General features: G+C 68.7%; 16 protein-coding genes and 4 pseudogenes. 11 read left to right on the top strand and 9 right to left on the bottom strand.

The annotated features are described in order from the left end of the window. Positions 1–65 precede the first annotated feature (65 nt). The 3 genes from ACIRGB_RS05870 (at position 66) to ACIRGB_RS05880 (ending at position 2,544) form a co-directional block, all read left to right on the top strand. On the top strand, positions 66–251 hold the full coding sequence (locus tag ACIRGB_RS05870) for a hypothetical protein (RefSeq protein ID WP_403859020.1): 186 nt from the start codon (positions 66–68) through the stop codon (positions 249–251). Between the two features lie 11 nt (positions 252–262). Beyond that, positions 263–850 (top strand): class IV adenylate cyclase, encoded by a 588-nt coding sequence (locus ACIRGB_RS05875; protein ID WP_403859022.1) that lies wholly within the window; start codon positions 263–265, stop codon positions 848–850. A gap of 728 nt (positions 851–1,578) precedes the next feature. Beyond that, entirely contained in the window at positions 1,579–2,544 is a 966-nt protein-coding gene (locus tag ACIRGB_RS05880; protein ID WP_403859024.1) for an FAD-dependent oxidoreductase, read from the top strand. 1,059 nt (positions 2,545–3,603) lie between these two features. Here the strand turns inward: ACIRGB_RS05880 and ACIRGB_RS05885 are convergent. From ACIRGB_RS05885 to ACIRGB_RS05895, 3 genes and pseudogenes are all read right to left on the bottom strand, one after another. Beyond that, positions 3,604–3,870, bottom strand: a pseudogene (locus ACIRGB_RS05885) (IS1380 family transposase); the annotation flags it as partial. A gap of 7 nt (positions 3,871–3,877) precedes the next feature. Further along, positions 3,878–4,090: pseudogene (locus tag ACIRGB_RS05890) on the bottom strand (nucleotidyltransferase domain-containing protein); the annotation flags it as partial. A gap of 257 nt (positions 4,091–4,347) precedes the next feature. Continuing rightward, positions 4,348–5,055: a hypothetical protein gene (locus tag ACIRGB_RS05895; RefSeq protein WP_403859026.1), complete on the bottom strand. Its 708-nt coding sequence runs from the start codon at positions 5,053–5,055 to the stop codon at positions 4,348–4,350. A 571-nt stretch (positions 5,056–5,626) separates the two neighbouring features. Between ACIRGB_RS05895 and ACIRGB_RS05900 the strand changes: the two are divergent. Together ACIRGB_RS05900 and ACIRGB_RS05905 are read left to right on the top strand one after the other, a co-directional pair. After that, a pseudogene (locus ACIRGB_RS05900) lies at positions 5,627–5,973 on the top strand (DUF317 domain-containing protein). Positions 5,974–6,140: 167 nt separating this feature from the next. After that, positions 6,141–6,961: pseudogene (locus tag ACIRGB_RS05905) on the top strand (DUF317 domain-containing protein). Between the two features lie 742 nt (positions 6,962–7,703). Here the strand turns inward: ACIRGB_RS05905 and ACIRGB_RS05910 are convergent. The 5 genes from ACIRGB_RS05910 to ACIRGB_RS05930 all read right to left on the bottom strand — a co-directional run bounded on the left by ACIRGB_RS05910 (position 7,704) and on the right by ACIRGB_RS05930 (position 13,334). After that, positions 7,704–9,440, bottom strand: a complete 1,737-nt coding sequence (locus ACIRGB_RS05910) for a relaxase/mobilization nuclease domain-containing protein (protein WP_403859028.1) — start codon at positions 9,438–9,440, stop codon at positions 7,704–7,706. Continuing rightward, complete coding sequence (locus ACIRGB_RS05915; RefSeq protein ID WP_403859030.1) at positions 9,437–9,790, bottom strand: plasmid mobilization protein; 354 nt, start codon at positions 9,788–9,790, stop codon at positions 9,437–9,439. Before ACIRGB_RS05915 ends, ACIRGB_RS05910 begins: the two co-directional genes overlap by 4 nt. Positions 9,791–10,184: 394 nt before the next feature. Then, on the bottom strand, positions 10,185–11,471 hold the full coding sequence (locus tag ACIRGB_RS05920) for a hypothetical protein (RefSeq protein ID WP_403859032.1): 1,287 nt from the start codon (positions 11,469–11,471) through the stop codon (positions 10,185–10,187). 232 nt (positions 11,472–11,703) lie between these two features. Continuing rightward, on the bottom strand, positions 11,704–12,405 hold the full coding sequence (locus tag ACIRGB_RS05925) for an ATP-binding protein (RefSeq protein ID WP_403859316.1): 702 nt from the start codon (positions 12,403–12,405) through the stop codon (positions 11,704–11,706). After that, a complete protein-coding gene (locus ACIRGB_RS05930) occupies positions 12,402–13,334 on the bottom strand; it encodes a hypothetical protein (protein WP_403859034.1) in 933 nt (310 codons plus the stop codon). The genes ACIRGB_RS05925 and ACIRGB_RS05930 overlap by 4 nt, the downstream gene beginning before the upstream one ends. Positions 13,335–13,842: 508 nt before the next feature. Here ACIRGB_RS05930 and ACIRGB_RS05935 point away from each other — a divergent pair. From ACIRGB_RS05935 to ACIRGB_RS05945, 3 genes are read left to right on the top strand one after another with little or no spacing between them, the layout of a single operon-like run. Further along, complete coding sequence (locus ACIRGB_RS05935) at positions 13,843–14,100, top strand: helix-turn-helix domain-containing protein (RefSeq protein ID WP_403859036.1); 258 nt, start codon at positions 13,843–13,845, stop codon at positions 14,098–14,100. Between the two features lie 46 nt (positions 14,101–14,146). Then, a complete protein-coding gene (locus ACIRGB_RS05940; protein ID WP_403859038.1) occupies positions 14,147–14,527 on the top strand; it encodes a helix-turn-helix domain-containing protein in 381 nt (126 codons plus the stop codon). A gap of 50 nt (positions 14,528–14,577) precedes the next feature. Next, positions 14,578–16,095: a LacI family DNA-binding transcriptional regulator gene (locus tag ACIRGB_RS05945; RefSeq protein WP_403859040.1), complete on the top strand. Its 1,518-nt coding sequence runs from the start codon at positions 14,578–14,580 to the stop codon at positions 16,093–16,095. An 85-nt stretch (positions 16,096–16,180) separates the two neighbouring features. Here the strand turns inward: ACIRGB_RS05945 and ACIRGB_RS05950 are convergent, their stop codons facing one another. Continuing rightward, entirely contained in the window at positions 16,181–17,206 is a 1,026-nt protein-coding gene (locus ACIRGB_RS05950; protein WP_389828193.1) for a helix-turn-helix domain-containing protein, read from the bottom strand. Positions 17,207–17,363: 157 nt separating this feature from the next. On the opposite strand from ACIRGB_RS05950, the gene ACIRGB_RS05955 reads away from it, so the two are divergent. The 3 genes from ACIRGB_RS05955 to ACIRGB_RS05965 are packed head-to-tail and all read left to right on the top strand — an operon-like array spanning position 17,364 to position 19,954. Next, positions 17,364–18,371 (top strand): CBASS cGAMP-activated phospholipase, encoded by a 1,008-nt coding sequence (locus ACIRGB_RS05955; RefSeq protein ID WP_403859042.1) that lies wholly within the window; start codon positions 17,364–17,366, stop codon positions 18,369–18,371. Between the two features lies 1 nt (position 18,372). After that, positions 18,373–19,509: a nucleotidyltransferase gene (locus ACIRGB_RS05960; protein ID WP_234341937.1), complete on the top strand. Its 1,137-nt coding sequence runs from the start codon at positions 18,373–18,375 to the stop codon at positions 19,507–19,509. Beyond that, a complete protein-coding gene (locus ACIRGB_RS05965; protein WP_403859044.1) occupies positions 19,481–19,954 on the top strand; it encodes a hypothetical protein in 474 nt (157 codons plus the stop codon). Before ACIRGB_RS05960 ends, ACIRGB_RS05965 begins: the two co-directional genes overlap by 29 nt. The last annotated feature ends 74 nt before the right edge of the window (positions 19,955–20,028 follow it).

Raw genomic sequence — 20,028 nt, forward strand, 5'->3', positions numbered from 1 at the left:
GCCTGGTCCGCCCGGGCGGTGTGTTCGGCGCGGAGTTCATGATGCCCGTCGAGAGACGTCACCACATGACCGAGCACTACACCTCTCCCGAGCGCCTGCTCCCTCACTTCTTCGGCGACTGGGAGGTCCTGCTCACCCTGCGCACGGGCGAGTTCACGGAACGGCCCCACGTTGGCCAGCCGCACGACCACACCCACCGCATGGGCCTGCTCATGGCAGCCCGAACGTCCGCCTTCACCGATCACTTCTGAGAGAAGGGCACATGAAGCACGAGTACGAGGCGAAGTTCCTGGCCGTCGACGCCGCTGGCCTCCAGGCCAAGCTGACCGCCCTCGGAGCCGTCCAGGCGTTCCCCCGCACGCTCCTCACCCGCAAGATCTTCGAGAACGACTCCCTCGACGGCGGTGCCTGGATCCGTCTTCGGGACGAGGGAAACCGGTCGACGCTCACGCTCAAGCAGGTCACCGACGCCACCACGATCGACGGCACCAAGGAGATCGAGACCGAGGTCGCCGACCTGCACGCCGTGGCCGACATCCTGCGCCGGGTCGGCCTCACCGAGGTGCGCTACCAGGAGAACTACCGCGAGGAGTGGCGCCTGGGCGAGGTCGCCTTCGACTTCGACACCTGGCCCGACCTCCCCACCTTCCTGGAGATCGAGGGACCCGACGAGGCGTCGGTCCGGCAGGCCGCCGCGCTGCTGGACCTCGACTACTCCGAAGCATGCTTCGGCAGCGTCGACGAGATCTACAAGAGCGAGGCCGGCCGAGACATCCTCGCCGAGCCCACCCTCCTGTTCTCCGACGCCAAGAAGCAGGAGGACGCTTCCTCGGCGGCGCGAGGCCATTGATAGAGAAGTGCGGACAAGCTTTGCTCACGGAAGCCGTCTTACGGCACAGGGTGATCCCCGGGGTAGCCGAGTTCGCACGCGGTGGACTGCCTGCCCCGGCAACCACGTACGACGGCAACGAGTGGGTCGACGGGGCCTGCTGGCTCTACTGCGGACAGCGGTGGACTCGCGTCCTGTGGATCGGCCCCGCAAGTGTCGCGGGCGCCCAAGCGCCGATGTACGCCTGCGGACCCTGCATCCGCGCGCTGCATGAACGGGTCTGGTAATCCCTCCTCAGCAAGGACCGCCCAGACCGCCCCACCCAGCCGAGCGAAGGCCCTGCGGTGGGTCAGCCGACGGCTGGCAGGAGGACCGGCAAGCACCGGGGCCAGAGCAGGTTCCTCCGCAGAGGTTAGCCCCCGCCCTAACCGCAGGCGCCCGCCGTCCCCCGCGGTGTGAGCCCGGTGACCAGGGCGGGTCTTGGCGTGCGGGCCTTCGGCAGACATCTCTCCAAGACGAAGGCCCGAGACTTCCCTTTACCTGCCGCGCCGACGACTCGGATCGGACGGAGCAGCGGCCCAATCTACGCAGAGTGAGACGGATGACCAAGTTCGTTGGTGTCGAGCGGCTGGTGCGTCGCCGGGCGGCTTCGGCTCGGGGCTGGTGGGTGGGATTGCGGCTGGTGGGCCAGATGCGCGTGCTCGCTGGACACGCCCCGTCGACGCCACCCGGCCGTTAAGGTCAGGATCATGGCCGCAGGGGAGCGTGTCGTCGTTGTCGGGGCCGGGGTGGCAGGGCTCACCACCGCCGTCGTTCTCGCCGAGGCCGGGGTCTCGGTTCATATGATCGCCGAGCAGGTGCCGGGCGTCACGTCGCTGGCGGCCGGGGCGATGTGGGGACTGTACCTGGTCGAACCGAAGGACAAGGTCAACCACTGGGGACAACGGTCGCTGGAGATCTTCCGTGAGCTGGTCGAGGATCCGACCACGGGTGTCCGGCTCACCAGTGGCATCGAGGCGTCCCGCACAGCCAAGGCGCCACCGGCCTGGGCAACCGACCTGCCCGGCTTCCGGCCGTGCGGGCCGGCTGAACTACCGGCCGGTTTCTTGGCTGGCTACCGGTTCACCGTGCCGCTGATCGACATGCCCACCTACCTCGACTACCTCCTGCATCGGCTTGATGCCGCTGGCGGAACAGTCGAGCGGCGACGCCTGGCCTCACTCTCGGACGTCGGCCCGGCCACCGTGATCGTCAACTGCACTGGCCTCGGTGCCAAGGATCTACTCCCCGACCCTGACCTGCGGCCCATCCGCGGCCAGCACGCCGTCGTCACCAACCCAGGGCTGACCGAGTTCTTTTCCGAGGACACCGGCCTCTCACCGGACCTGCTGTGCTTCTACCCGCACGGCGACACCGTCGTCCTGGGCGGCACGGCCATCGACGGTGAGGGTGGCCTAGCCTCCGACGACACGGCGGCGGCCGGCATCCTGGCCCGCTGCACCGAGGTCGAACCCCGTCTCGCCACAGCTCGCGTTCTGGAGCATCGGATCGGTGCCCGGCCCACCCGGGCTACGGTCCGGGTGGACGCTGACCGGCGGGAGGACGGCGCTGTGGTCGTGCAGTCTGCCGCCGCTACCTGCGGTTGGCCAAGAAGCACTTGCCGAAATCCGCCGGTTATGCCCGGCACACCGCACACCGCTGGTATATCTGGGTAAGAGCAGGGGGGGCTGGGCCACTTCCGCCGCACCGGAGGTCGGACGTCTTGGATGGTGCGCCCATATGTCGCTTCTGCCATCAGATCGTGGATCTCCGAAGCGGCATCATCGTCCCGCACTGGAGGGAGACATACTTATCCTCCCTCTGCCCAGCGACCTACCGCTCATCCGCACACGTCCGCTGGCTAAGGGGCGTGGAATTAGAGCACTATCAGACCGAACGGGCGGCGAAGGTCAATCGCCGCCAGAAACTTCGAGCCGCCCACGACACCGCCTCCCGCCCCACGAATTCCCACGATGATGACCCAGTCCCAGCGCCAGAGCTGCTCCCTATGCATGAAGGCCGCCACTACGTGGCCGTCATGCTGCCCGGCTCGGGCCCGGCAGACGTGTGGCTCCCTGGTAAGAACCGAGGAGAGCAACGGCGGTTCATCGGCCGCTTCTTGCCGAGCACACATGGCCTCAAATGGAACGAAAGACGGGGTTGTTGGAGTGTGCCCACCCGTCACTTCCTCGAGCTGGCACGGCACCTCCTTCGTTACAACGCGGTGATCATGCTCGGGCGGGAGTTCAACCCGTTCGAGAGGTGCAACGGAGCTTGCCGTCACGCAGAGGGCCCCAACTGCCAGTGCTCATGCCGGGCGAAGTATCACGGTAGAGGAAAATGGAAAGCTGGCTGGATCGAAGTGAACGAGTTCGACACCCGTCACCATGGGGCAGCCTGGCACTGGACCCTGTTTAGCCGAAATTCCGGTAGGCGTTAGCCTGGATTTTTCGTAATGGGCTGCCGGATTTCTCCAACGGTCCGTTTCAGGTTGTCGCCTCGGTGCCGCGCAGACCGGTGGCCCGGCTGTCGCGTCGGGTGGGCGCCGGTTTCCACTGTCCCGGGATACTGGCGCGGCTCGTTGGGACGGTCGGAGTTGCTGGTCAACCGAGGTGCGGCGGGGCGGCGAGTCTCTGGACCGCATGGGTGATCACATCTGTCCAGGTCCATCGGGCGGTGAATCGGAGCCGGTGGCGCGGCCAGTGTTCACGAACTGGGTGGCGGCGGAGAACAGGCGTAGGCGAACCCCGGCGCAGGTTTCCAGTCAGTTGGGCCAAGGCGAGCCCAGCGGTGGTGATGCGTTCGTTCGCGGTGTAGGAGCCGGCGTTGCCGGGCCGCAGCAGCGCGGCCACCGGATCTGCGGAACTGGCCTGGCCGTGGTCGACGAACACGACGAGCGGAGGATCACCGAAGGTCTTCTTTCAGGTCGCGGTGGTGTCCTGCTTTTCGGAGTGCGCAAGGACCAGTACGCCGTCGATGTCCACGGTCACCTGCCCGTCGGCGGCCGGACCGCTCGCTCTGGTCGTCGCTTCCCGCGAGGTCGTCCAGGAGATCGGTGATCGCGTAGCGGCGGTCGTCGATCTCTTCCGCCGATACCGGGGGTGGTCCTGCGGCGGCCAGCTTCCGGGCCTGTGCGGTGAAGCGCGCTCCGAGTCCATCGGTGTCGAAGAGCAACAGCCCGTCGGCACGCATCCACAGCAGCGGGGACCGGAGCATTCTGACCAGGGCAGAACCACGCATTCAGTCCTGGATGTGAGGTCGTGGAATCGCGACTGGTCGTCGCACACCAAGCCGGCGAGGGAGCAACTGCCGGGTCCAGTGGGTACGGGACGGCAAGAAGCGCACGCCGGCGGTGAGCTACGACCTGCCCAGCGCGTAGGACCGCAAGAGGACGCCGGAGGCCGAGGGCACCGCCACGGACATCAACATCTTGAAGGTGCAGCCTGGCCAGTAGGTGTCGGCATCCAATGCGTGAGCGGTCACGCGGTTGTCCGACGAGCGCTGCTCCGGATGAAGAACGCGGGGACCCGTGCCCGCCGCCCGGGCCGCTCGTCCCTTCGTGGATGGTCTCGGCGGTTCAGGTGCTCCTGCGCGGCCTGCGTGAACCGCTCGATCGCGGTGAGTAGCTCCGCATGACGCGTCCAGGAGCGCTCTGGGTCCGGCGGGACGCCTCCTCCGGCCACGCGCTCGCTATGCCCCGCCCGCCGGAGCGTGCGGAAGAGGCCGGTGGCGGCGGCCCGCACCTGCCGCGCGGCCTCAGCTACCTCGGCGGGCCCTTCGAGCTCCACGTGTTGGACAGCCATCGATACCGGGTTCGGGTTGTTTACCGCCGATATGCGATCCCGGAAGTCCGCTTCCGCCTCGGCCTCGCGGATGGCCTCCCTGCGGGAGAGGCTGTTTGTGTTCGCGGCCCCCCTGTCCATCCCCCTGGCCAGCCGAAGGACCGGGTGTACCTCTGTCGCGTAGTTCTGGGCTGCCGTCATGAGCCGTACGTAGGCTTCCCTCTGCGCCGCGCGGCGGGCCGTGTCGAGGGGGCCGAGGTAGGCGCTGGCGGCCTGGGCGAGCCCGGCTTGGACAGCGGCTTCAGCTTGCCGTCGCGCACCACGAACGGTGAACATCCCGGTGAGGGCCGCGCCTACCACAGCTCCTCCGGCGCCCATGACGGCGGTGGCTGTCTCCTGTCCCATACCCCACAAGCTCATGTCCCCGATCTTCGCCTACGGTGCCGGGGTTGGTCCCGGAATCGTAGGCACAAGACAACGGGCTGGCGCTGGCGGGAGGCGTCGAGGTACTCCGGCCGGCGGGCCACCCCCATGACCGGCTGCCGGGCAGACGCCATTTCTATGGTGTACGCCGAGCGGTTTCAGACCCTCGGACCGTCAGGTTCGCCGCGAGGACCAGCGCGACGGTGGTGGTGAAGATGCCCAGCTCGACGTGTTTATGGGTCAGGAGCCTGGCATCGAGGTAGGCGTTCAGCGGGAGCAGCCGCGAAGCCGGACTGCCGAGCGACTGTCCAGAAGAGGGTTGCGTCACCTCGCCTTCATCCCCTCGCGCGAACAGGGTGGCCGGAAAGCCTCAGATCCGTGGCCAATCGGCCACGAGATTTGGTCATGCCATCTGAGATCCCACACTCGCCCTCCGCATCGCAGTTCACCGGGGGCAGACGGCAAAGATCTACGAATGACTGGCCAACGCCGCAGCGGCATGTGAACCTGGACGACCTTCTCGCAAAGCACCAGGTCAAAGAGGTGATTGCCTGTGACTGCGGCGTCCCCAGGTCCCGGATTCTCCACCACCGTCGAGGCCCTGCGGCTGCGTGGCTGCTCGGCCCGGGCCAGGCCATGCTCGTGATGGATCAGTTCTCCGCAGACGACTTCCACTTGGTCGTGGACGACCGCGCGGACGTGCATGTCAATTCGAAGGACGGTCGCTTCTACCTTGGATGGTTCCCCCTCGGGCGCCCTGGCACCGACGGCGAGGGTTGGAAGATCGCCGTCACCGGTACGGCCAAAGTGCGCGGCTACCAGATGTCCTTCGACACCGAGACGCCAGCCGACGTCGTCGCCGCAGTCGCTCGCGTGCTGGAAACCTCCCGGCGGATGTGACAGCCAGAGGCTTGATTCGGTGCCCCCGGGCGCCTTCGACATCTGCCTAGTTGATGGCAAGACGAAGTGACACAGCTTGCCCTCTGCCGCCCGAGTCTGCGGCGCAGCCGGCCCGGCACTCCCGTCCAGCCTTGCGCGCCGCTGGCGGTATCAAAATCACCAAACCCTTGGAGGCGTACCTGCATTCCGACTTTCCGTTCGGCACGCCTGCCCCGTCCAGCGTCCCGTCCGCGTATTGGGTCGGTCCCCGGTGCCTGGCCGGTGACGACGGACGCCTGTACGACTCCGTCGCCGATACGCTCGCCGGCCTCGGCTGGACGAGCCTGGCGATCGTCCGCGGGCGCCAGGAGCCGGACGAGGCGCCGGAGGACCGTCAGATCCTGCGCAGTACCGTCCTGCACGTCAGCCCCGACTCTCTGCGATGGGCGCAGTGGGTTTTGCCGGACGAGCCGTTTCACTTGGGCAACCTGCCGATCGCCTGGCAGGTGTCCGCTCGTTCGGACTTGCGCTGCCCGCTCGCCCAGTGGTCGGCCTACTTCACCCCCGAGGTCCCCGGAGAGGTCCTCGGCGCCTTCCTCACCGCGCTCGACGCCCGCGATCAGCCTGCTTTGTCGCTCGGGGCCCCGACCTGGTCCTCGACGCGATTACGGCGCACTGTTGGCTGCGTGACGTCGACCAGGTCGGCACGGGTGCGGTCGATCCGACCTTCTCCTCCCACGTCCGCCTTGGCGAGGTGCCGCCCCTCATCCAGGACGGCGACCCACTGGCGCTGGTGGCCGAAGAGGACGAGGCGGCTCTGACTGGGTGGCAGGCGTGGGCCGAGCCGGTGTCTGGCGCCGGCTACCTGCGGGCGGCTTCCTTCGGCGCCAGCGTGCCGCACGATCTCGTCGCGGCATTCGTCGGCTCCCTCAGTTCCAGTGCGCCGGTGCTGCGCCGGGTGCTGCCGGAGAGCACACGCGACCGGCTCCTTCGCGCTCCAGCCAGCTGAGAGCCGTCCACGCATTGAAGCCGGGCCTCCCCTTGGGGAGGCCCGGCTTCGTGCTGCGGTGCCTTGGCCGGCGTCTTCATGGCGTCACGGTCTGGGGTTGCTGGGAGCGTACCCCTTGCGCCCGGTGTTCCGTTCTACGTGACGATGCATACCGGCTATGACTCGGAACGCGCACGCCTCTGTGTCACATGCCGGCTCTGTCTTGGGAGCCGGTCACCAGCACGTTGGGCACGCGGCGGCGCGGGGCCCAGGGTCAGAAGGCATGCGGAGCGAAGGAACGGACCGGTGCGACGATGAGAGGCCGAGGAGGCGGTCGAACTCGGCTCGTTCTCCTCGTTCATGAGCTCGACGGCGTTGCCGAGGTTCTTCTCGGCGAGCCGCTCCATGAACGGGGCGAGGAAGCGCTGCAGAGCATCCGGTGCTTCGTCCATCGTGCGCCGGTACTCCCGGTATCGCTTGAGCTGTGACTCCATCTCTTCGAACTCGACGAGAGTGGCCCTGAGGACGAGGCTCCGCTCCTACTTGCTGAACGGGCACCCGTCGAGGTGGTTCCACGTGTTGGTTTCACGCTTGCGCTTGATGTCCGCGTCGCAGAGCAGGACGACGATCTCGGGTCGGGCTTGGGTCTTGGGCATACGGGTGCTCCCCACAGGAGTGGGGTGGGTGGGACATCAATAATCCGGAGAATCGGCGGTTTGCCCAACCGCCGATCGTCGGCTATGTTGCGCCCGCTTTTCGCTGGTCAGCGCCGACGGATGGGGTCGGTTATGGCGCTGTTGGCCGGTCGCGTTGCGGGCGCCGGGGGTGCGGTGAGCCGAGTGCCTGGGGTGGCCGTTCCGTCGGGGCTTGCGGGTAGGGCCAGCAGGTGGGCGCTGCGACGCAGGCGCCACACCAGGACGTCGCTGATCGATTCGGCGGTATCGAGTTCGCGTCGTCGGGCGGCGTCGGTCAGCAGAACCGCCGGGTCATGGCCGGCCTTCCGGACGTCGTCGAGGGTGGCGGCCAAGGCGGCCCAGCCGGCCTCGGCACGGATGCGTTCGGCCAGATCCGGCAGGACTTGCTGGAGAAGCTCGGTTTGCCGCTGTCGAACACGGGGAGTCAGACGCTGGCCTCGCTGTCGGAGGGTGGCCATGGGCTGGGCTGCGGCGGTTTCGTAGGCTGCCCGAAGGTGTTCGGCTGCCTGTTGGGCTGCGGCGGCCTGCTGCGCGTGCTCTCTCTTCGCGTGCCAGTTCGCCGCGGCGATGGCGAGGAAGAAGGCCATGTCGATGAGCATGGCGGTGGTGGCGCCGTCTTCCCCTCGGCCCAGGGCGGGCCCGCTGTGGACGAGGTCGCGAGCGGCCTGGCGCAGGGAGCGGTCGTGCCCGCGTACAGCCTTCACGTGGGAGCGGCTGGCCCGCTCGAACACGAACGCCGCCTCGCGCAGCTCCTTGCGGGTATGGGCTGCTGAGGTCTTGGCCAGCGCATCCAGGACCTCACCCGCAGCGGCGATCTGGGCCGCTGCCGCGGCGTCGTCACCGTGGTCGATGATCAACAACGCCTGCCAGGTAGCGGCGGTGGCCCGGCGCCGCGCGAACGCGGGGCCCGTCACGTCCGGCAGGGCGGGCTGCTCCGGCCCGGAGCCGTCCGCCGAAGCGGGCTCCGCGGGAAGCGTCCAGCGTTCGCGGATGCGGGGCAGGGACAGATCGGGGGCGAGCGTGGAGCCCGCGTAGAACACTGGCTCCTTCTCGCCGTTACGGTCATCGGGCAGCGCGACCTTGTATCCGAGCAGGTCGCCGGAGGGCGCGACCCGCTTGCGGATGAGCAGGCCGGCGGCGGCCAGGCGGTCGAAGAACTCCTCCGTGGAGGCCGCGCCAGCAACGGCGCGGCGCACGGTCTCCCGCAGCTCCTCCCGCGCGGTGCGCTCGCGGCCTTCCCGTTGGGCTTTGTGGCGTTCGGCGCTGGTGGGCCGCTGGGCGGCGGTGCCGTCGCCGGTGTGGAGGCGGCGCAGCCCGTAGTCGATCTCGATCTTGCGGGCTTCGGCCTGGGAGCGTTTGCCGTCCTGGCGGAGGCGGGCCTGGCGGCCGTCCTCGCGGACGATGGTGGCGATGATGTGGATGTGGTCGTCGGCGTGCCGGACGGCCGCCCAGCGGCAGGCGGCGTCGTCGTCGGCGGGGGCGATACCGGTTGCGGCGATCATCCTGCGGGCTATCTTGCCCCACTGCTCGTCCGACAGGATCGGGTCTTCGGGGGCGGCGCGTACCGACAGGTGCCACACGTGCTCGGCGGGCCGCCGGCTCTCGGGCAGGGCCATGACCGGCTGGTCGAGCAGCCGCTGGAGATCGCCGTACGTGGCGCCGGGGTCTCGGCCGGGATCGGGGGCAAGGCCGTCCCAGGCTGCCACCAGGTGCGGGTCGACGTGCTCCTCATGCGTGCCGGGCCCGTACAGGTAGTGGAGCAGGCCGATGGTGCGCGTGCCCCTGGCGTGGACGCGCGGGATCACGCAGCCGTCCGGTGGTCCAGGTGCTGCTGGGTGAAGGCGTCGACGCGCTTGGCGGCGCGCTGGACGGCGGCGAGGACCGCCTCGGCCTGCGGGGCGTCGGCTCCGGAGTTCAGGGCTTTGGCCACCTGGTTGAGGTTGTTGCCGATCTGCCCGAGGTGTCGCCGCAGCGCGAACAGCTCCTGCAGCATCTCTTTCTCGCCCGCGATGTCCGCGGCGGTGCGGTCGAGGTCGCGGGCAGCGTTGAGAGCCGAGCGGGCAAGGAACCCGGCCACGCTCATGTGGCACACGGCGGCTGCCCGGAGGAGGAGTTGGTACTCGTCGTCGTTCATGCGGCAGCTGGGCTGGTGCATACGCTTCTTCTCATCACGCAGACGTTCACGTTGGTGCACACGGGGCGTCGGCGGGGCAGCGTGAGCGCAGTTGGTGCTGTGACAGGGACGCGGTTCTTCCCATTCAGGATGCGATCCGCCCTCGGTCGCATCCTGACGGGTCGGCGCCTCCCGGTGCCGATCCACTCCCGCCGCTGCCGACGCGGGAGAGGCAGGAGCATTGCTCCCGACGGGAGCAATGCTCCTGCACCAACTTGCTCCCGACGGGGCGGGGGTGGTCGGCAGGGATTCCTCGCTCCCGACGGGGCGGGGGTGGTCGGCAGGGATTCCTCGCGGGACGTGGGGTCATCGTGGTGCGGGGTGTGCATGGGGCCCTTCGGTCGGGGTCTGGTTGGGAGTGCTGGTGCTGCGGGGATCAGCGGGACGGAGTACCGGCTGCTGCTTTGAGCTGGGCCTTGAACTCGCGGACGACTCGTCCGACGCCGTCGCTGGAGACGGTGTAGCCGACGGTGCGCAGGGCGTCCTCGACCCGGTCGCGGCCGACGCTGCCGGTCTCCTCGTAGATGCGGCGAGCGTGTTTGAGGATGTCCTCGTCAGAGGCGCGGGCTTTGCCGGCGTCGCCGTTCTTCCGGGCAGCTGCCTTCCGATCACGCTTGCCCGACACGTTGCCCGCGCTGGTGCCCGTCGGCGCCGGGCTGCCTTCGGCTTCTGCCCGTGTGGGCAGCCCGGGCACCGGGCGGGCAGGCTGCGGGCGGGCAGCCGGAGGCACCTCCTCGTCACCCGGATCTGATGGGTGCGGGCGGGCAGCGTCCTCTGCCCGCGGCAGGGCTTCCGGGCGGCCGGAGCGCGGGCGGCTGTGCCCGGACTCACGGGCGGGGGACGAGGCCGGAATCTGCCAGCGCGGCGGCAGCGTGATGGAGGCGAGGCTGGGAGCCTGCTTGCGGGTGGCGAGCTTGCGCAGCAGTAGCTCGTCCTGGCGCGGATCCCCGTCGACACCGGCCCGCTCCAGCGCCTCGTGCAGGCGTTCCGTCAGACGCCGTTCCCGCCGCCTTCCGCGCTGTCGGTCGGTCATCGACTCGGCGCGCAGGATCAGGGCGACGGCTTCGCTCAGCGCGCGCTCGCGGATGAGCCGGGCGGCATCGGCGTCCTGGTCGGCGATGCCGAGCCGGGCCAGGAGGCGTTCGCGTGCCTGGCGGACGAGGACGGCGGCCAGGCCGCGTGAGGCGGCGTCGGGGGCGCGGTGGCGCAGCTCGATGCCCATGGCTAGGTGCCACAGCATCGCGGCCATGACGGGGCCGACGAAGGCTCGCACGGTGCCGCCGACCAGCCCGGACTCGGCGTAGGCGGGCAGAACCTGGACTGCGGTGATGACCCAGGTGAGGGTGCCGGGCAGGCCGGGTGCCTGCTTCGGGCCGTTGAGGTTCTGCCGGGCCATCAGGGCGGTGGCGAACAGGGCCAGCTCGGCGGCGGCGAACATCGCGACGCGCTCGGCGGTGCCGCCCATGTCGAGGTAGTCGGCGGCGAACCGCCAGCTGGTGTCCGCGCTGTACGCGGTGCAGCCGAGCGCGGCCACGGCCGCGACCGGCACCGCGACAGTGCCGCGCCAGCGGTTGGTGTGAAGCCGCCGGCGGCGCTGCTGGTGGATCAGCCACCCGGCGAGCAGGCCGAGCAGCACGGGCGGGATGAGGAGCGCCACGGTCATCACCGGGGAGGTGTCCCAGTCAGGGAGGAGCGGCGTGCCGCTGATCCGTATGGCGAGGGGGACGGGGCTGAGAGGAGGCAGGAGGGGGCTCCAAGGCGTCGGGGATTGAGGGCGAAGGGCGAATCGACGGAGCGCTGAGCAACCGCCTACGCGAGTGGCTGGCGCGGGCAGGGCTGGTGTGAGCGCTGGTGATGCGGCGGGGCCGGCCAGGAGAGGGCGCTGAGGCGGCCAGTCAGGCGGCGGGCGCTGTGCGGCGTCGTCGGTCGGAGCCGTCGAGGATGACGCGCTTCGTCATCTCGGCGAGGCGAGAGGCCACGCGGTCACCGAGGGTGACGCGCAGTTGCTCCATCGGAAGGTTGGTGGTGATGAGGGTTGGGAGCATGTGTTCGTACCGGTGGTTGATGAGCCGGTAGGTCAGCTCCTCGGTCCATTCGCTGGTCTTGGCCGCGCCGAGGTCGTCCAGGAACAGCAGCGGGCAGCGCGCCAGGGTCTGTAGGTCACGTTCGGCGTCGTGGCCGGCGCGGGGGCGCAGGCGCGCGTGGAAGTCGGCGGTGGTGGTCGCTTCCCAGCGCAGACGGACCCCTCGGGCGAGCAGGGTGCGGATGGCGCCGTACGCCTGGTACGTCTTGCCCGTGCCCGTGGGGCCGGCGATCAGCAGCGACGGGCCTTCGGCGATGCCCGGCCCGCCGGGGCCGGGGCGTCCGGCGCGGGCGATCTCGTCGGCCCAGGCGGTGACCGTCGGGTGGTCGGCCAGGGCTCGGCGGTAGCGGGCGGGGATCCTGGCGTCGGCGAGTTCCAGCGCGGTGACGGGCTCGACGTGCCCGTCCTCGACGGCGGCGGTGGCGAGGTCGATGCCGCGACTGGCAAGGATGCCGTTGAGCCGCTCGGCGAGCGGGCCGACTCGGTGGGGCTGGCGGGTGAGTGTGGCGGTCAGAGGTCACCTCCGTAGGCGGCTTCGACGTCGGCGGGGTTTGTCCACGCCCTGTGGACAACCGGCGCGGCCGGGGCCGCGTTCATGGCCTCGTGCACGAGGCTCGGCAGAGTGCGGGGGTGCAGGCCCTTGGCGCGGTGCCGTTCTAGGCCGGCCCGGATGTGGGCGGGGGCGATGCCTTCGCCGAGCAGCTTGCGCACTTCGCGAGCGAGATGGCCCAGGACGTCCTTGGGCGGACGGTGTGTGCAAGCGGCGGCGTACTCGGCGATGAGCTGGTTGGCCGAGACGGCGTGGGGTGCGGGGGCGCTCGCGCCCCCCGAAGGGGTATTTCCTAGATCCATGATCCTAGGTCCTAGATCCGGACGCTGAGGTGTCACCGCTCCCTCACTGAGCTCTCCCCGCTGTCTCACGGAGGGCCCGCTGAAATCGCCCTGACCTGCTGTTTCGTCATCGGCGACCGGATTCACTGCAGGCTCGCGTATTCGTCCGGAGCCCTCACGGAGGGCTCCGTGAGGCTGCGGTGCGGGCTCCGTGACGCCCACTCCCGCAGTTGGCGCCTCGACGCCGGGCGCGGTGCGAGCCTGCGTGTCGTGGTGCGGGCAGGCGGGAAGACGGCTCGCGCTGGGGCGGTTGATCTTCTGATGCTGTCGCCAGGTGACGATGTGCAGGTAGCGCTTGTCGCCCGGGTCCTTGTAGCGGCATATCAGCCCGGCGTCGGCGAGCTGGGCGAGGTCCAGCTCGACAGCGCCAGGCGTGTGTTCCGGGCGCAGGACCCACAGCTGCCCGGCGATGATCGCGGCGTGGTCGCGGTGGCGCCCCTGGTCGTCAGCCTGGGTGAGCAGGCCGAAGAAGGTGCGCTCGGCGGTCAGGGAGACGGCGGCCAGAGACTCGGAGACGAAGGCTTCCGGTTTGATGGTGCGGATTCGTGCCAAGAGGGGCGGTCCTCACTCGGTGGCCGGTGGGCTGGGTGCCCACGGTTCACCGTCGGTCGGGGCGGGTCGGGCGTGAAGGGCGGGGATGTCTGGCCGTTGACGCGGGAGCGTTGATGGCCGCTCGCGCTTTCCGGGGTGTCGTCAACATAGCCACACCCAGGTCGCGCAAGTCCAGCCCTATCCGGCGCAATCTCTCACGGCAGAAATGCCGCTGGAAATCGAGTCGGCGAGGGCGGTGCGAAAAAGGTAGGGCACGATCGGCGGTTGACCAAATAGTTGCCCCGCATCCCGAGCCAGAAGGATCACATCGGCAAGCCGTTGACGTCCCGCGAGCGACGAAGCTACAACACAACACCCCACGTCAGAGAGGCTCTCTGGTGTCGGGGCCCGTTCGGGGATCCGGCCTTGCGCAGAACCCCGATCGCCTCGCTCACCGATTGAGCGCGGCGCAACATAGCCGACGATCGCCGGTTAACCAAACCGGCGAATGCACGCTACAACTGGAGCCATGGCAGCACGATCTCTGGAAATAGGGCCCGCAGGAATGCTGGCTGCTCGCACCATCGAAATACTTCGCACGGAATGCGGCCTTGGGCAGCGCCAACTTGCCGCGCGGTCTACCGCTTTGGGCCGTCCTATGTCCAACACGATGCTGTCCCGCATCGAACTCGCCAAGCGGCGATGCGATATCGACGACCTCGTCACCATCGCCGCAGCCCTGCAGGTGTCACCCGCCGCCCTCCTCCAGGGGCCGGGTGCCGCCTGAGCTGCCCACGCAGCCCTCCCCAACCTCCCGACCAGGAGCCGCCCCCTTGCACCGATCCACGCCCGCGCTCGTGCCCCACAGGCCGTCTGACGCCCCTCCGCCCCGCCTCTACCGCCCTGAGGAAATCGCCGACACCCTCGGCTGCTCGGCCTGGTGGGTCAAGGACCGAGCGCGACGGCGCCTGATACCGCACACCCGGGTTGGCCGCGCCTACCGTTTCACCGCCGAGCACCTCGCCGAGATCATCCGCCTCTACGAGGAGCGGCCGGCCCAGCCTGCGCAGGCAGTCGCACGGGTGACCGAGCCGCTCTCCGAGCCCGGTGCGCAGACCGGCTCCGGGCAACCTCGCCGCCCTGTCGTTGCGCCGGCGACCCGCCTGCGGGCCCGCCCGCCGCGTCGACAGCAGCAGTACGGCACTGTCGCGTGACCGATCGCATCTGCCGTAACCGAGGACAAGGAAGAGGGAGACAACGGGACTTGGGTTTCGCGGAGAAGCGTGGAAACTACTGGCGCGGCCGGTACAAGGTCGCGCCCGGCAAGCACAACACGGTCGTCGACGAGAACGGCAAGGCGATCCGGTTCGCCACCAAGGGCGAGGCCCAACGGGCAGCGGCTGAGGCCGAAAACAAGTACCGTCGCGGCGACTGGCGCGACCCGGCCCTCGGCCAGGAGACCTTCGGCGAGTACGCGAACCGCTGGTACGAGGCCCAGGACCTGGCCGCCTCCACCATGCAGAACTACAAGCGCCACATCGAGGAGCACCTCCTCCCCGAGTTCGAGGACAAGGCGCTCGCCGGCATCCTGCGCACGGACGTCGACCTGTGGGAGAAGAAGGAGAAGGCCCTCTATGCCGCCTCCAGCGTCAAGACCTGGCGCTCGACGCTCCACCTGATCCTCGAGGACGCGATCGACGAGGGCCTCATCACGTCCAACCCAGCCGCCCGGCGGCGCGGACGGGGCAAACGCGCCGGCCGCTCCCGAGACCGTGGCCCGGAGAAGGTGGTCACCGACGCGCTCGGCATCCTGCTGATCGCCGAGCGCGCCGCCCTGCTCTCCGGCCGCGACGACGAGTTCGTCGCCGTGGTCCTCAAGGGATACACCGGAATGCGCTGGGGCGAGATCGTCGGCCTGGAGACCGCGTTCGTCCGCCCTGGAGCCGTCCGCGTCGAGTGGCAGCTGTACGAACTCGACACAGGGGAGCTGGTGCGCTGCCCACCCAAGGACGACAGCTACCGCACCATCGACTCGATGGACTGGCTGTCCGCGCTGGTCGCCAACCACGTCGCCCGCACGAAGCCCGTGCCGTGCCCCTGCCACGGCAAGACCTACGTCTTCCGAGGGCAGGGCGCGGCGCGTACCGGTGGCCACCAGGGCGCGAAGCTCGTCGACGTCGCCCGTCGTGCCGACGTCTCGACCGGCACGGTGTCCAACGTGCTCAACCACCCCGAACGCGTCACCGAGGCCACGCGAGAGAAGGTCGAGCAAGCCATCACGGATCTCGGTTTCGTGCGGGGCGGCGTCCTGTCGGAGCATGCCGTCCACTGGCGCAGGAACGGTTTCGCGACCTGGCTGTTCACGCCGGCGGTCTCCGGCTGGTACCCGAAGAAGGCGCCGCAGGAGCCACGGCCGGTGCCCTTGCTCGGCGAGCCTTGGCCCGGCGTCCCGGCACGAGGGCGGGGTGCCAGCGACCGGGCCGACGCCTGCTGGCTCCCGGTAGCCAAGGGACTCACGCCCCACGGCCTCCGCCACACCCACCGGACGATGATGGAGGACCTGGGAACCGAGAAGGTGCTCATGGACGAACGCATGGGCCACATCGACGGCTCGGTCTCGGCGCGCTACGCCCACGTCACCCCCGGCATGCGCCGCCGCCTCATGGCTGGCCTGACCGAACAGTGGGAGGCCACGCTCGACGCGCGACTGGCGGTGTGTCCGACGTCGCCGGTACGGGCGCTCAACGATCTCCTACGCGCTCGCGCGTTCGCCCTTCGGTAGCTCTACGTTGCCCCGCAGCATGCCTGCGGGGCACGCTGCGAATGCGGGGAGCCATACCGTTCGTCGGCTCGTGGCTCACGGAGCGCTATGCCGCTGACGCGACCTCGATACTCTCCACGATCCGCGGCGGCAGAACGGCACGTGCAGCGCCGCTTTCAGGGGAGGCGAGGTACCGCAAAAGCCCTGCTGGCTGTTCCGGCCGGCCTAGGGGAACGGGTTCGATACGTCGCCACCCTCTGGCGGATGCAGCCTTGATTGCCGTCAAGTACGTGCTCTCACTCATGCGGCCCAGCGTCCGTGCACGCATCAGCAGGGCAGCCAAAGACACCTGCCAACGCCGCTTCAGTTCGAACAGGGTTGACCACTCAACCGTGGTCGGCAGCTGGTCGTAGATGTCCTCGGCGGGCATGAGGAAGGCTGCCGCGAACTGGTGGGCCTGCGTCTCGACCTCTTTGACGCCCCAGATCTGCTCACCATGCAGTACGAGATGGGCGAGTTCGTGTGCGGCATCGAACCGGGATCGGGCACGGTCGTCCTTGTCGGTGCCCAGAACGACGACAGGGTGGTCGGCGAAGGGTAGAGAGAAGGCATCGACGTCTGCGCTGTCGAGGGGAAGACGGATCACGGCGACCCCGTGTGCTTCCAGTAGCTCAACGACATTCCCGACTGGGCCCGAGGGAAGCTCCCATAGGGACCTGACGCGGGCGGCGGTCTGCTCGATCTCGGCTGCAGGGACGTCCAGCCCGCTCACGGGGATCACGGGTACGTCGCTTGCGCAGAACCGCTGCGCGGCTGAGGCCCGGACGGCCAAGTCGTGTGCGACATGAGCGATCGCTCGGGCGCGGCGGCGGTCAACCACCGATGTTCGGCGCAGCGACCGGAAGAAGCCCTCGTGGCTCTCGGTCATCGCCTCGTGGAAAAACGCGGGGGGTACCGCGAGGATCTCGGCCAGAGTGCCGACAGACTCTGGGCTCGGGCGCGCCGCCCCGCTCTCGAACTGACTGATCGCGGCAGGTGTGAGGCCAGCCTCTCTGGCCAGCTGTGCCTGGGTCAACCCGGCCAGCTCGCGGGCTGTTCGAAGTCGAGTGCGCTCGAACGCCTGCGTGCTCATCTCTCCCCTTGCCTGTCCTTGCTTGATCTCGGCCCCCACATCTTGGCGGATCGCGGAAGCCACACACGCCCCAGGGGGCGCCACCGGCATAAGCACTACGATCTGAGTGTAGAAGGCCGCGCGGAAAGTCTTGCTGTGATATTAAGTACTCTCGAAAGTGAAGATCCGGCTCGGCGGGCCGGATCTTCTGGGAGCCGTGGTGCCGGGGGCGGTTGAACTGACAGAGCGTTTCCAGATCTTGGCCTTGGACGGCGGCGGATTTCGCGGCATGTTCTCCGCAGCGGTCCTGACCCGCTTGGAGGAAGATCTCGGCACCCGGATCGTCGATCACTTCGACCTGATCGCGGGCACCTCTACGGGTGGCATCATCGCGCTGGGTCTCGGCCTCGGGCTGTCGCCCCGGGAGATCCTCACCTTCTACACCGAGCACGGCCCGCGGATCTTCCGGGATCGCAGCCGGATGCGCGGTATCCGGCACCTGGTGCGGGCGAAGTACGACTCCGAGCCTTTGAAGGCAGCGCTCACCGAGGTGTTCGGTGACCGAACCTTCGGGGAGAGCACCAAACGACTCGTGATCACCTCGTACAACGTCGCCGCCGATGACGTTTACCTTTTCCGAACCCCGCATCTGCCCACCCTGAAGCGGGACTGGCGCGAGAAGGCTGTGAACGTCGCACTCGCCACCTCTGCGGCGCCGACCTACCTGCCCGGGATGCCGTTGGACGGAGCGCGCCTCATCGACGGCGGCGTGTGGGCGAACAACCCGACCATGGTCGCGCTCACCGAGGCGGTGGGGCCGCTCTCGGTTCCGCTCAAGGCGATCCGGGTGTTCAGCCTGGGGACCACGATCGACGTCCGCAGCCGCCATCGCCGTTTGGACCGTGGCGGCATGCTCCCATGGGCTCGCGACGCCGTGGAGGTGCTTATGCGGGCACAGAGCGAGAGCGCCGCCAAACAGGTGAAGCACTTCGTCGGGAAGGCCAACGTGCTCCGCCTCAATCCGACGGTACCGACCGGCGCCGTCGCGCTGGACAAGGTCGACACCGAGACCCTCTATGGGCTCGCCGGCCATGTCAGCCGCGACGCTTCGCCCACCGTCCATCGCATGTTCTGCGATCACCGCGCTCCGGTGTTCGCGCCCTTCTACCCCGCACGTGAGGAATGACGTGGACTCGCTCGATGAGATGCTGTCGATGCTGCTCGACGGCGCGGTGGAGGTGCTCGACATCTCCCCCGAACTGCATGACAACGCTGTTGAACGCTACGAGGAGGTCGGCACCTGGCTTGCCGAGAACGGCAGCCCGGGGTGGCAGATTTATCCCCAGGGTTCCTTCCGCCTGGGCACCGTGGTGCGCCCAGGCACACCCGGTGGCGAGTACGACATCGACTTGGTCTGCCGCCTGCCCTTGCGCCCGGAGAGCACTACGCAAGAGCGGCTCAAGCAGCGGGTCGGCGATCAGCTGACTGCCTACCTTAAGTGGAAGCAGGACCGAGGCCACACCGACGGCCCGGAATCTATCGAGTCTCGCCGCCGCTGCTGGACCCTGGGATATCCGGGGTTCCACCTCGATGTCCTGCCCGCCATCCCGGACGAGGACCGCCCGCCCACCGGCATCCGCCTGACGGACAAGGATCTCTGGCAGTGGCAGCGCAGTAACCCCATCGGATACGCGGACTGGTTCCGGCGACGATCGGAGCTGTCCCGCCAGATTCTGGAGAAGCGACACGCCAACGTCGCGGACGTTCCCACCTGGCCAGTTCGCAGTCCGCTGCAACGCGTCGTGCAGATCCTCAAGTGGCACTGCATGATCATGTTCGCGGAGGACATCGACAACCGGCCGCCGTCGATCCTCATCACCACGCTCGCCGGACACGCGTACAGCGGCGAGGATGATCTGTTCACTGCCGTGCGCAGCGTGCTTGACAACATGCTGACCTTCATCGAGAGACGCGACGGCCAGTGGTGGGTGCCCAACCCGGCGCACAAGGCAGAGAACTTCACCGACAAGTGGAACGAGTACCCCGAGCGCCGGAAGGCTTTTCACGCCTGGTACGACGAGATCGCCACGACCGTGAGCGAACTCGCCGGCATGGAGACCAAGGGCCTGGACGCAGTCTTCGAGCGACTCGCAAAGTCCTTCGACCCCGCCCCCGTCCGCCGGTCCTACGAGCGCTACGCCGCCCGCGTGAGTGCATCCACCAACAACCGAATGGGCCCCACCGGACTGCTCTCCCCGACCACGGCTGGCCCCCGCAAGCTGAAGAACACCTTCTATGGCCAGCATTCCTCACCGCGCAATTAACCTCGGTCGGCAACTGGCCGCGATCAAGGCCGTCCTTCCCGAGGCTAAGGGAACGGTGCGGAGCGGTGAGCTCGTCTGCACGGTCTTCCTCCAACCCACCCCCGCCAGCAGGCGCTACACGGTACGGATCACCTACCGGCACCGACACCGACCGCGCGTGATGGTCATCGACCCGCCCCTGGCCCTGCACCCGCGTGCCACCGCCTTGCCGCATGTCTATGCAGGCGGCGACCTGTGCCTGCATCTGCCTGGGGAGTGGAAGGAGGACATGCTCCTTTCACGCACGATCCTGCCGTGGGCCTCGGAGTGGCTCCTGCACTACGAGGTTTGGCGGGTCGTGGGGCGCTGGACTGGCAGCGGCCACGACTATGCTGTGCCGCCGCCCGCTGAGCCCGACAATGGGGAGCAGCCGACCGTCGGGCGGCGTGAGCCGACCAGCTCCTGATCTCGAAGAGTGGCCGCCAGGGGAGCCGCATTCCGAAGTCGGCTCCCAAATGGCTCCCAGAATGGCCCCCGGAA

It is taken from the genome of Streptomyces sp. NPDC102490 (genome assembly GCF_044765285.1).
Classification (GTDB): Bacteria; Actinomycetota; Actinomycetes; order Streptomycetales; family Streptomycetaceae; genus Streptomyces.